This window comes from Flavobacterium algoritolerans, from assembly GCF_030010385.1.
Lineage (GTDB): Bacteria > Bacteroidota > Bacteroidia > Flavobacteriales > Flavobacteriaceae > Flavobacterium > Flavobacterium algoritolerans.
In genome coordinates this window covers 660,245-672,372 of sequence record NZ_JASCRZ010000001.1, presented here as the reverse complement: position 1 = coordinate 672,372, position 12,128 = coordinate 660,245, and the positions used below count along the sequence as shown (strand labels likewise).

14 protein-coding genes are annotated in these 12,128 nt (G+C 33.5%); 7 read left to right on the top strand and 7 right to left on the bottom strand.

The genetic code is table 11. The features are described 5' to 3' along the window. Positions 1–139: 139 nt before the first annotated feature. Positions 140–1,396, bottom strand: coding sequence for an aspartate kinase (locus QLS65_RS02915; RefSeq protein WP_282710935.1), 1,257 nt, complete (start codon positions 1,394–1,396; stop codon positions 140–142). A gap of 29 nt (positions 1,397–1,425) precedes the next feature. Next, positions 1,426–1,905 (bottom strand): GNAT family N-acetyltransferase, encoded by a 480-nt coding sequence (locus QLS65_RS02910; protein ID WP_282715099.1) that lies wholly within the window; start codon positions 1,903–1,905, stop codon positions 1,426–1,428. A 170-nt stretch (positions 1,906–2,075) separates the two neighbouring features. Between QLS65_RS02910 and fbp the strand changes: the two genes are divergently transcribed. Then, a complete protein-coding gene (fbp, locus tag QLS65_RS02905) occupies positions 2,076–3,095 on the top strand; it encodes a class 1 fructose-bisphosphatase (RefSeq protein WP_099714225.1) in 1,020 nt (339 codons plus the stop codon). Between the two features lie 59 nt (positions 3,096–3,154). Here fbp and QLS65_RS02900 read toward each other — a convergent pair whose 3' ends face one another. Beyond that, on the bottom strand, positions 3,155–3,586 hold the full coding sequence (locus tag QLS65_RS02900) for a TerB family tellurite resistance protein (protein WP_282710933.1): 432 nt from the start codon (positions 3,584–3,586) through the stop codon (positions 3,155–3,157). Between the two features lie 179 nt (positions 3,587–3,765). Between QLS65_RS02900 and QLS65_RS02895 the strand changes: the two genes are divergently transcribed. From QLS65_RS02895 to QLS65_RS02885, 3 genes are read left to right on the top strand one after another with little or no spacing between them, the layout of a single operon-like run. Beyond that, on the top strand, positions 3,766–4,359 hold the full coding sequence (locus QLS65_RS02895) for a HupE/UreJ family protein (RefSeq protein WP_282715096.1): 594 nt from the start codon (positions 3,766–3,768) through the stop codon (positions 4,357–4,359). Between the two features lie 3 nt (positions 4,360–4,362). Continuing rightward, on the top strand, positions 4,363–4,794 hold the full coding sequence (locus tag QLS65_RS02890) for a deoxycytidylate deaminase (RefSeq protein WP_099714228.1): 432 nt from the start codon (positions 4,363–4,365) through the stop codon (positions 4,792–4,794). A gap of 13 nt (positions 4,795–4,807) precedes the next feature. Continuing rightward, on the top strand, positions 4,808–6,379 hold the full coding sequence (locus QLS65_RS02885) for a S41 family peptidase (RefSeq protein WP_282715094.1): 1,572 nt from the start codon (positions 4,808–4,810) through the stop codon (positions 6,377–6,379). A 29-nt stretch (positions 6,380–6,408) separates the two neighbouring features. On the opposite strand, the gene QLS65_RS02880 is transcribed toward QLS65_RS02885, so the two are convergent. The 4 genes from QLS65_RS02880 to QLS65_RS02865 all read right to left on the bottom strand — a co-directional run bounded on the left by QLS65_RS02880 (position 6,409) and on the right by QLS65_RS02865 (position 8,733). Further along, positions 6,409–7,158 carry a lysophospholipid acyltransferase family protein gene (locus tag QLS65_RS02880; protein WP_282715093.1) on the bottom strand — a complete coding sequence of 250 codons (750 nt, stop codon included), beginning with the start codon at positions 7,156–7,158 and terminating at the stop codon, positions 6,409–6,411. Between the two features lie 66 nt (positions 7,159–7,224). Further along, positions 7,225–7,830, bottom strand: coding sequence for an FAD-dependent oxidoreductase (locus QLS65_RS02875; RefSeq protein WP_282715092.1), 606 nt, complete (start codon positions 7,828–7,830; stop codon positions 7,225–7,227). A 2-nt stretch (positions 7,831–7,832) separates the two neighbouring features. Then, positions 7,833–8,036, bottom strand: coding sequence for a hypothetical protein (locus QLS65_RS02870; protein ID WP_099714232.1), 204 nt, complete (start codon positions 8,034–8,036; stop codon positions 7,833–7,835). A 118-nt stretch (positions 8,037–8,154) separates the two neighbouring features. Beyond that, a complete protein-coding gene (locus QLS65_RS02865; protein ID WP_282715091.1) occupies positions 8,155–8,733 on the bottom strand; it encodes a MarC family protein in 579 nt (192 codons plus the stop codon). Positions 8,734–8,881: 148 nt separating this feature from the next. Here QLS65_RS02865 and QLS65_RS02860 point away from each other — a divergent pair, with 148 nt between their 5' ends. From QLS65_RS02860 to QLS65_RS02850, 3 genes are all read left to right on the top strand, one after another. Beyond that, positions 8,882–9,916, top strand: coding sequence for an InlB B-repeat-containing protein (locus tag QLS65_RS02860; protein ID WP_282715090.1), 1,035 nt, complete (start codon positions 8,882–8,884; stop codon positions 9,914–9,916). Between the two features lie 392 nt (positions 9,917–10,308). Next, the gene (locus QLS65_RS02855) at positions 10,309–10,875 is read left to right on the top strand and encodes a DUF3109 family protein (protein ID WP_099714234.1); all 567 of its coding nucleotides are present in this window, start codon (positions 10,309–10,311) and stop codon (positions 10,873–10,875) included. A gap of 262 nt (positions 10,876–11,137) precedes the next feature. After that, positions 11,138–12,115, top strand: a complete 978-nt coding sequence (locus tag QLS65_RS02850; protein ID WP_099714235.1) for a ribonucleotide-diphosphate reductase subunit beta — start codon at positions 11,138–11,140, stop codon at positions 12,113–12,115. Positions 12,116–12,128 lie beyond the last annotated feature (13 nt).

Genomic DNA, 12,128 nt, shown 5'->3' with positions numbered 1-12,128 from the left:
AATGTGCCAATCAGAAAATCGAGGAATAGACAAATTGACATATTCTGGTTTAGAGTGCTTGATTTTATGCTTTGGAACAACAAAAAAATGGGAACCAAAATTAAATTTCGATTCCCATTTTAATATTGTTGAAACAGTTTTAAACTTCTTTAGTGATCACTTGCATGGTTTCACGGCTGACTTGTTTCAATAAAACTACTTTATTTTCTTCGACAGTTTGTGCTGCCTTGTCATTGAAATGTCGGATTGTGTATAAGGTTACATTTTCGTCGTAATCCACTTTGAATTTTTTAGATAAAATAGCATTCAGTGCTTTAAAATTATCAAATTTATCCTCTACACATACAGAAAAACTAATGGCAGAATTTTGAATTAAGTTTACTTTTATTTTGAATTGGTGAAACAACGCAAAAATCTCACTGATGTTTTCTTCCATGATGAAAGAGAAATCTATTGATGAAAGAGAAATTAAAAGTTGGTTTCTTTTGACAATAAAACAAGGTAAATACGGTTCTAAATCGACACCTTTAGAAACACTTGTCCCTTTTAATAATGGGTTTATAAATGATTTTACATACAAAGGAATTTCCTTTTTTTGTAAAGGTTGCAGTGTTTTTGGGTGAATAACCGTTGCGCCGTAAAAAGCTAATTCAATGGCTTCGCGATACGAAATTTGATTTAATAAACTTGCGTTTTCAAAATATCTTGGGTCGGCATTCATTACTCCGGGAACATCTTTCCAGATGGTTACGCTTTCTGCATTTAGACAATAGGCAAAAATTGCAGCAGTATAATCTGAACCTTCACGGCCTAGAGTAGTGGTAAAATTATTTTCATCAGAACCTAAGAACCCTTGTGTGATGTTCAGGATTTTTCGTTTTACGTTTTTGGCAATGTTTTTCTGTGTCAATTCCCAATCTACTTCCGCATCTCTATAATTTGCGTCTGTTTTTATGAAATTACGAACATCCAGCCATTGCGTTTTTATTCCCATGAAATTCATGAAATGACTAAGAATAGTTGTCGAAATTAATTCGCCATAGCTTACAATTTGGTCGTAAACAAAATTATAATTAGGAGATTTATTATGTGTCAAGAAATATTCTAAATCAGCAAATTGAGTATTTACAGCTGCAAAAACTTCGTTTTTGTCATCTTCAAATAAATCCATCAAAATTTGATTGTGGTATTTCTTTACTTCTTGTACTGATGAATTTAATTCAGCCGATTTATCGAAATAGTTTTTTATGACAATTTCCAGTGCATTCGTCGTTTTCCCCATTGCAGAAACAACCAACAATACATCTTCGTAACCCACTTTTTGTAAAACGTCATATACGTTTTTAATTCCTGCGGCATCTTTTACAGAAGCTCCTCCAAATTTGAATACTCTCATAGTTTTAAACAAAAATTGTTCTTTATACTTTATTTCAATTTATTTTCTACAAAATGGTTGATTCCTATTTCATCCATTTGTACCACATGCCAATCTTTTAGCACTTTTGCACCTGATTTTTCGTAAAATTCAATAGCAGGAGTATTCCAGTCCAGAACATGCCAGTCAATTCTTCGAACATTGTCTTTTTTGCCCTGTTTTATAATTTCAGAATACAAAGCATAGCCTAATCCTGTACCTCTCATCGTATTTTTTACCACTAAATCTTCCAGATGAATTATTTTTCCTTTCCAGGTAGAATAGCGGTAATACCACAAAGCAATACCAACTATTTCACTATCAACTTCGGCAACAAAAACATGAAATAGAGGAACAGGACCAAAACCATCACGAATTAAATCGTCAACAGTTATAAGAACAGCATTTGGCTCCTTTTCAAAGTCGGCTAATTCTTGAATAAGGCCTAAAACAGCTTGCATGTCTTCGGGTTTTCCTTTTCTAATATTCATAAATTTTTATTTTAATGATTCAAAAACGCAATAAAATTGCATTTTTACGTATTAATTTTGTGTTTTATTCAGCAAATATACAATACTGTCAAACTAAATAAATAGTATTCAAATTGTTTTCACAAAAAAAACGATATTTGTGACTTCAAAATAACTACATCGATTTCGTAATGGAAGAACGCAACAAAACACTAGGAGAATTTATCATTGAAAACCAAAATGCTTTTCAATATTCGTCAGGCGAATTATCCCGAATCATTAACTCCATCCGATTGGCTGCCAAAGTAGTCAATTATAAAGTAAACAAAGCAGGATTGGTTGATATTGTTGGGGCTGCCGGAGAACAAAACATACAAGGTGAAGATCAGCAAAAACTCGATGTTTATGCCAATGAAATTTTCATTCAAACTTTAATCAATCGTGAAATTGTATGTGGAATCGCTTCCGAAGAGAATGATGATTTTATCACTGTAGAAGGAAGTGACAATAGTCATAACAACAAATACGTGGTTTTAATGGATCCGCTTGACGGCTCATCAAATATTGATGTGAATGTTTCCGTAGGAACTATATTTTCGGTTTATAGAAGAGTTACTCCAATAGGAACTCCAGTTACCATAGAAGATTTTTTACAGCCGGGAATCAATCAGGTTGCGGCAGGTTATGTTATTTACGGAACCTCGACGATGTTAGTTTATACTACGGGACATGGAGTAAATGGATTTACGCTGAATCCAGCCATTGGAACTTTTTATTTATCGCACCCGAAAATGCAATTTCCAACAGATGGTCATATTTATTCCATCAACGAAGGGAACTATGTTCATTTTCCGCAGGGAGTAAAAGATTATATAAAATATTGCCAGTTAGAAGAAGGAGACAGACCGTATACTTCAAGATATATAGGAAGTTTGGTTTCTGATATTCATAGAAATATGATTAAAGGCGGAATTTATTTATATCCTACAAGTTCCAAAGCACCAAAAGGGAAATTACGTTTGCTTTACGAATGCAATCCGTTAGCTTTTATTGCTGAACAAGCCGGAGGAAAAGCTTCAGACGGATTTAATAGAATCATGGAAATTGAACCAACAGAATTACATGAAAGGGTCCCGTTCTTTTGCGGAAGCTACAACATGGTAGAAAAAGCAGAAGAATTTATGCATAAAGCTAAATTAAGCAAATACTAAAATGCATGTTTAATAAAAAAAACTCCCAGATTTCTGGGAGCTTTTTTTATACTTTACAATTACTTGTTCATGTTTTGCATTTCGAAAAGGAAAGTATCTAAATCTACTTTTCTATCTACTAATTTAAGTGCTTTATGTATAATATAATCTACATTTTCAGCATTAAAGCCTAGTGCTACTCCAATTTTTCTTAATAATAATTCTTGTGTGTCACCTAACTGATGATCAACGTGAACCATTCTTGCTAAATCAAACAAACGCTCCAGTCTTTGCTCATGTAAATAAGGAGGGTTTATAGGATATTTTAGTGGGTTTTCTAAAATTTCTTCATATTCTGCTTGAGAAATTTCTAATCGAACAGCCAGTTTGTCTAAAAATAGTTTTTCTTCCGGAGCAAACGTATCGTCAGCAAGTGCTACACGAACAATAGCTGAAAAATGACCTTTATTTCTTTGTTTGAATTCGCTATCAAATAAATCTGAAAATGACATAATTATTGTTTTTTTATCTTACAAAGATAAATCTATTTTTAAATTAATGATTTTAATTTTTTTATATTTTTTCTTTGAATTTGATCTCTTTTGAATTGCATTTATTTAAATAATCAAATCAATCATTTTCAAAATTAATCGTAAGTTTACAACCCCTTTATCAACCTAATAAATTACCTATGTCAGAATTTTGGATTTACTTTCAAATAGGATTAAAACACGTTTTAGATATTCATGCTTATGATCATGTTTTATTTTTAATAGTATTAGCAATTCCTTTCTCTTTTAAGGATTGGAAGCGAATTGTGCTTTTGGTGACGCTTTTTACCATTGGGCACACGATGGCTTTATTGCTTTCCGTTTTTGGTATAATTGCGATTAAAGTGAATGTTGTCGAATTATTAATTCCAATAACGATATTAATAACGGCGTTGTTTAATCTTTTTACGGCGGGAAAATCAAGCAAGAAAGAAAGTATAAATTTGGTGTTTTTTATCACACTTTTCTTTGGGATAATTCATGGATTGGGCTTTTCAAATTATTTCAAATCGATTCTTGGAGGTGATGCCACTTCTAAAATATTGCCATTGTCAGAGTTTGCATTAGGAATAGAAGCGGCCCAGATTGTAGTGGTTTTTGTGGTTTTGATTTTGTCGTACATTGTTCAAACCGTTTTTAGATTCTCGAAACGCGATTGGACTTTAGTGATGTCGGCATTTATTATTGGGGTAGTGATACCATTGATTGTTGAAAGTGAAATCTGGATTAGATAAAAAATGAACGAAAAAAAATTAAATAAATACGATAAAGCGTATCTTAGAATTGCCAAAGAATGGAGTTTGTTGTCCTATTGTAAACGCAAACAAGTTGGTGCGATTATTGTGCGAGATAGAATGATAATCTCTGATGGTTATAACGGAACTCCAACTGGTTTTGAAAATTGTTGTGAAGATGATGAAGGACTAACGCGTTGGGATGTTTTACATGCCGAAGCAAATGCGATTCTGAAAGTGGCACGATCTACACAATCGTGTGAAGGCGCAACCTTGTATATTACGCTTTCGCCATGTAAAGAGTGCAGCAAATTGATTCATCAATCCGGAATAAAAAGAGTAGTGTATCATAATGGATATCGCGATGATTCAGGAATCCAGTTCCTTATAAAAGCAGGAGTAGAAGTAGAACACATCCCAGTATTAGAAGAATAATTATTGTCTTCGTATGAAATATAACGTAAAATATTTGCCCATTATTATTTTCTCAACACTCGCTCTGGGAGTTGTGCTGGGCGGAATGTTGAATTTTCCTAACGCAGCTGATTTTGCAGACAGAAATAATTCTAGAAGCAAACTCAACAAGCTGATTGATTTTATTGACAATGAATATGTCGATGATATCAACACGGATTCTATTGTAAATCTTACCGTAGATAATATTCTGGCGCAACTCGATCCGCATTCAGTTTATATTCCGCCAAGCGATCAGCTGGAAGTGGTAGAAAGCATGAAAGGGAATTTCGTGGGAATAGGCGTGAATTTCTATATGTATAATGATTCAGTTGCAGTTATAAGACCAGTTGAAAATGGCCCTTCGGCAAAAGCTGGAATAAAGGCTGGCGACCGAATTTTGTATGCTGATAAAACAAAATTATTTGGTCGCAAATTGCCAAGTGACAGTTTGTATTCTAAATTAAAAGGAACAGTAGGTTCTGATATTGAGCTTACTATCTACAGAAAATCTGAAGGTAAAAAACTTAAAGTAAAAATAAAACGGGATGTTATTCCTCTAAAAAGTGTCGATGCCGCTTTACTTTTGAGTGATAAAACCGGTTATATAAAAATAAATAGATTTGCCGAAACTACGTATAGAGAGTTTATGGCGGGTTTAACTAAACTGAAACAACAAGGAGCAAAATCACTTGTAATTGATGTTCGCGATAATGGTGGCGGTTATATGGAAGAAGCCATTGCTATTGCCGATGAATTATTGACAGACAAGCAGTTGATTGTTTTTACTAAAAATAAAAATGGGAATATAGACAAGACATTTGCAACCAAAAAAGGGAGTTTCGAAAACGGAAATGTGTTTGTTTTAATCAATGAAAACAGCGCTTCTGCCAGTGAAATTCTAGCGGGCGCCATTCAGGATAATGACAGAGGAACTATTGTAGGGCGTCGTTCTTTTGGAAAAGGATTGGTGCAACGTGAAATGGATTTTGCCGATGGTTCGGCCGTTCGATTGACTATTGCTAGGTATTACACACCTACGGGGCGTTCGATTCAAAAACCATATTCGAAAGGAAATGAGGCGTATTTTAAAGAATCAGAAGCTCGTTTTGGAAATGGAGAATTGTATGAAAAAGACAGTATAAAAGTTGCGGATACTTTAAAATTCAAAACTAAAAAAGGTAAAATTGTATACGGTGGCGGCGGAATTGTCCCTGACGTTTTTGTACCGCTAGAAGTAGAGCATGGAAATGAAAGTACGGCTTATTTATTGCAATCCGGAATCCTGGGTAATTTTGTTTTCGAGCAATTAGATAAAAATAGAAGCGCTTTTAAAGGACTTAACTTTGAACAATTCAAAACTAAAATGAATGAAACGGATTTGTATTTTAATTCGTTTCAAAAATTTATTTTCGAAAACGGATTGGATTTGAATTTTGGGAAAAGCAAGTCATTGGTAAAAAGATACTTGGCTGCTGAATTTGCCCGACAATTGTATGGAGAAAGCTATTATTATGAGATTGTATTGAAAGAAGATGCGATGATTAAAGCCGTTTCCAAGAAGTAATTGTGAATAGAAATATTGTTTAAAAATAACTATTTTTCATTGTCCCAATCTTTCCTGTACCGAATGAGTTCATCGTCTATCATTTTCTTAGACGTGTTTAATAAATAGGTTGCATCTTCAGAATAAATAGGAGGAAAAAAAGTCATTTTAATTTCAGTAGTCCATTTTCCAAAGCACTTTAAAAAATGCGGAATGAAAGTGTCGTCTCCCACAAAAGCATCCGTTTTTTCTTTATAATCAATGGCAATAGGAATAACGGCAGATTTAATCTTCGTGGCCATTACAAACGAGCCATAATTGAAATCCACAGTCGTTGGCAAAACATCGGTAGTGCCTTCCGGAAAATTAATGATAGAATATCCTTTGGCCAGAACTTCACGAATATTTTCGGCAGTTTCTTGTCTGCTCTTTTGGCATTTTCTATCTACAAATAAAACACCCGATATTTTACAGATGTAGCCAATCATAGGCCATGACGCAACTTCTTTCTTCCCTACAGGAAAAGCATGTATTTGATTTACAATGACAATTGGGTCAAAATAAGAACGGTGATTGGCTACAATCAGTCCTTGTATCGTGGGTTTTTCTCCATAAATGATGGTGCGAATGCCTAAAATGTAATTGGACACCCGAATTAAAAAATCGCGTAGATGAAGTGCTCTTTTGGAATTCATTTCTTCGCTGCAAAAGAAACTCGTCAAATAGAAAAGAATCGAAAAAAAGGAAACGAATACTATAAAAATAATTAGCCTGGTCAAGCCCAATAATAGTGATAACATAAAAAGTATATTGAAAATGTAAACCTACCACTATTTTTCTTGAGATTTTCCAGAATGAAAATCTATTTACCTGATACTGTCGTGTGCATGAGTTTGCACGCCGTCATTCCATAACGTAAGAATATCCGTTGCAACGGCAGCGCCACTACCGGCAGCAATGGTCAGTTGGCTTCTCCAACCCGCTAAAGTTCCTATGACATAAATTCCTTCAGCCACTTTGTGGTCGCTGTTCTTGAGTTGAATTCGTTGTTTTTCGGGAAGGGATTTTTGATGGGGTTCTACATAATGCATCAATCCATCTATTGCAAAAGAATTTGCGGATCCTATGCCTATGACAATTGTTTTTGTTTGGTAGGAATTCTTGTTTGTGATGACTGTAAATTCAGGAAATTGTCCTTCAATTTTGAGTACTTTTTCCCCTGGAATTTGAGTGATATGTGGATACGCTTTCGAAAGATGTTCGGTGCTTTCCTCTAATAATTCAGAACCTAATTTCCCTGGAGGGATTCCGTAAGCATTATTAAACAGTGCTTCTTGAAGAGATGATGTTTTTTGATGGGTGAAAATGCCAATTCTCTTGTCAGTGACAAAGGATTTGTTTTTTGCAGAACCCAAAACGAGTGCGCATGAAATTCCAGAAACGCCACCGCCAACGATGAGAACATCAAACATTATTACAGTTGGTCGTTTGATTTCTCTTCAATCTTTTTTGCCATTTTAAAAATCAGAAGAATCAAAACGGCACAAAAAGAAGCAGCTATTCCAATAAAAGCAACTACGCTATCTCCTTGAAATGGATTTCTAAAATCCAACAAAGTAACATTAAATATGATTAGCGCTATTGCTAAAAACACCAAGATGTTAGTGAAAATTTTCATAATACGTTTTTGTTTTTGATATAAAAGAAACAGATTTTTTATTTTAGAAACACATGTCAGCTTAAAATCAGATTATCTTTTAAAATTATCTTAGGGGGTAAATTTATGAAAATTTATTTTAGACGAACAAACCTTTAACATTCGCAGCGAATAATTTAACAGCAATCGCAAGAAGTACAACGCCAAAAGTCTTTCGAATGACGCCAAGTCCATTTTCTCCTAGTATTTTTTCAATTTTAGATGATGATTTCAAAACGATATATACCAGAATAATATTCAAAATTATTGCGATAACAATATTTATAGTAGAAAATTGGGAACGTAAAGATAGTAAAGTAGTCATTGTTCCGGCTCCGGCTATCAAAGGAAACGCCAAAGGGACAATAGATGCAGAACTTGCTTCTTCATCGCGGTAGATGCGAATCCCTAAAATCATTTCTAATGCCAGAAAGAATAATACAAATGAACCTGCAACCGCAAAAGAGTTTACATCAATCCCTATTAAATTCAATAATTCTTCTCCCACAAAAAGGAAAACAATCATGATTATACCCGCTACTATTGAAGCTTTTTCAGATTCAATGTGTCCATGTTTTGATCTTAAATCAACAATAATAGGAATGGTTCCCACGATATCAATTACGGCAAAAAGGACCATTCCAACCGTAATTATTTCTCTAAAATCCATTTCAAACATAATTTTTTTGCTTGTAAAGATAAGAATTTATGTGAGTTCATTTTTAGTTTTAAGAGATCTAAATTCGTCTAAACATAGTTTTTTGCATTTTTTTTTGAAATATTTAAAATGCGTATTTAAAATGCTTATTTTTAAAAAAAAAATAAAAATGAAAAAAAGAATTTCATTAATTTTAATCTCCTTGTTTTTTCTAATTAGCTGTTCAAAGCCAGATGAAACACAATACACGGTGAGTTTTAATTCAAATGGAGGGAATGATATTCCTGCCATTACAGTTACTTCAGGTTCGGATATTAAAGAAATAACGCCCGTAAATAAAGGATTTGCTTTTGCGGGATGGTATTATGATACTAAATTAGAGCTAAAATTTAGAAGTGAAAACCCAATAAATAGCGACTTTACTTTATATGGAAAATGGACGCCAACTGCTCTAAATGTAAGTGTAGCTTCTTATTCGGCAAATACTAGTGCAATTACTTCTTTTGTTCAGGATATGATATTTGACAACGCTGGTAATTTGTTTTTATCCGCAAATGATGGCATCTATAAAATAAGTACTTCTGGAGTTGTTTCTGCTTTTGTTACGGGGTCTTATTCTTCTATGGCTTTTGATTCAAATGGGAATTTGGTTGCTTTATTACCAGAAAATTTTCAAACAACCATTAATAAAATTGATGTGAACGGGAATGTTACCGTTTTTAAAAAAGTTAATTTTTTTATTGCAGACTTGGTTTTTGATAAAAAGACTGGAGTTTTATTTGTAAGTGATGGTAGTTATGGGAAGTTAAAAAAAATTGACGCAAATGGTAACATTTCGGAGTTTGCTAGTTATGCTGGAATTGGAGACTTTACTATTGATTCTTTTGGAAATTATTATATTGGAAATTACTTGTACATAAATAAAATAGATCTCGAAGGAAGAAATAGTTCCTTTTCTACTTCGGATCGTTTTGGCTCGAATTCATTAATATGTGATAGTAAAGGCAATTTATATACGACAAGTACATTTGAAGAAATCAGTAAAATTACACCAACAGGTGCAATAGTATCTTTTAAATTAGAAGGTAACATGGGGAGTATAAGAGGTATGACTATAGACAAAAACAATAATATATATGTGGATTTGTCAAATGGGAATGGAGACTTTAAATACATAAACACTATTTTAAAGATTACATATTGATCTGTAATCTTTAGGGTTAGTGTTGTTTGAGATAAATTGAAAGCCATTGTTTTTGAGATTGTCACTCCTGTGATTTTCAGATTTTAAAGCCGTCCTCTGGCTTCTAAAACGGAGGAAAAGCCGACGGAATAATTGAAATCGCTTTTTCGTTGTGATAGTTTCGAATTTATGGAGTCATTTCTAATGCGAAAAAGAATTAAACAAATGAATAGGAGTGGAGATACTAATAAAACAGGCTTTTTTTTGATTCATACGCTGCTATTATTGGTTATGTAGAACAAAAAAACTGGATACTAGATTTGTTTCGGCTTACATAAAATTCAACATTTAACAGACAGGTTCTGTCTTAGTTTAACTACCTTTGCACTTTATAATCTCAGTATCCCAAAATAATGTTTCAATTAGGAAAAACCATCGTCTCAGAAGACATACTCGAAAAAGATTTTGTTTGCAATTTGTCAGCCTGTAAAGGGGCTTGTTGTGTTGATGGCGATGCTGGAGCTCCATTGAGCGTTGAGGAAACTAAGATATTAGAAGAAATTTATCCTAAAGTAAAACCATTTTTACGCAAACAAGGGATTGCGGCTATCGAAGCCCAAGGAACTTGGACAAAAGGAACTGATGGTGATCTTGAAACGCCACTGATTGACAATAAAGATTGTGCTTATGTAATGTTTGACGGTAAAACAGCTTTATGTGGTATCGAGCAAGCGTACAATCAAGGTGTGATTGACTGGAAAAAACCTGTTTCTTGTCATTTATATCCTATTCGTGTGAAGGATTTCACGGAGTTTGCTGCCGTTAATTATGACAAATGGGATATTTGTGATCCAGCCTGTTCCTTAGGTCAGGAGCTTGAGGTGCCAGTGTATAAATTTGTCAAAGAAGCTTTGGTTAGAAAGTTTGGAGAGGACTGGTATGCGGAGCTTGAAATTGTCGCACAGGAACTCAAAAAATAAATCTAAAATAAATGCAAATTTTCTTGTTTGCTGTTTTTAAAATCCTATATTTTACGGTACTTCATCTCTTTTTTTAAATTTTAAAATACTGATTTTTAAGTGTTTAAAATCCACATGAAAAATACCTCAATTTTTTTCGTTTGTTAAAAACTATGGCCGATTGTGAATAAGTTTGACTTTTAATTTCGGCAATATTTCACAATCTTTGTAATCCACAGAAAGCATAAAATTTCGTTAAAATCTCAAAAAACAAACTACTATAATGGCACAACTTGAACCAATTTTACAAGAAAATAAAAATCGTTTCGTGATTTTTCCAATTAAACACCATGATATTTGGGAATTTTATAAAAGTATGGAAGCTAGTTTCTGGACTGCTGAAGAAATCGATTTATCACAAGATTTAAATGACTGGAATAACAAACTTTCTGATGAGGAACGTTATTTTGTAAAACATATTCTTGCTTTTTTTGCTGCTTCTGACGGAATTGTAAATGAGAATTTAGCTGAAAATTTTGTGAACGAAGTGCAATATGCTGAAGCAAAATTCTTTTACGGTTTTCAAATCATGATGGAAAATATTCACAGTGAAACGTATTCATTATTGATTGATACCTATGTGAAAGACGAAGCGGAGAAAGATGAATTATTTAATGCTTTAGAAGTTTTTCCTGCGATTAAGAAAAAAGCGGATTGGGCTTTGAAATGGATTGAATCTGATTCGTTTGCAGAGCGTTTGATTGCTTTTGCAGCTGTGGAAGGAATCTTCTTTTCGGGAGCGTTTTGTTCTATTTATTGGTTGAAAAAACGTGGATTAATGCCAGGATTGACTTTTTCTAACGAATTGATTTCTCGCGACGAAGGAGTGCACTGTGATTTTGCAGTACACTTGCACAACCACCATTTAGTAAATAAAGTTCCAAAAGAAAGAATTAGAAGTATTATTGTTGATGCTTTGAATATTGAAAGAGAATTTATCACTGAATCCCTTCCTGTGAGTTTAATAGGAATGAATGCAGCATTAATGACACAATATTTAGAATTTGTTGCGGACAGATTATTAGTTGAATTAGGTTGCGAGAGAGAATACAACACTTCAAATCCTTTTGATTTTATGGATATGATTTCGCTTCAAGGGAAAACAAACTTCTTTGAAAAGAAAGTTGCCGAATATCAAAAAGCAGGTGTTATGAATACCGATGAAGATGCTCAGAAAATTAGTTTTGACGCTGATTTTTAGAAAGTAGTTATCG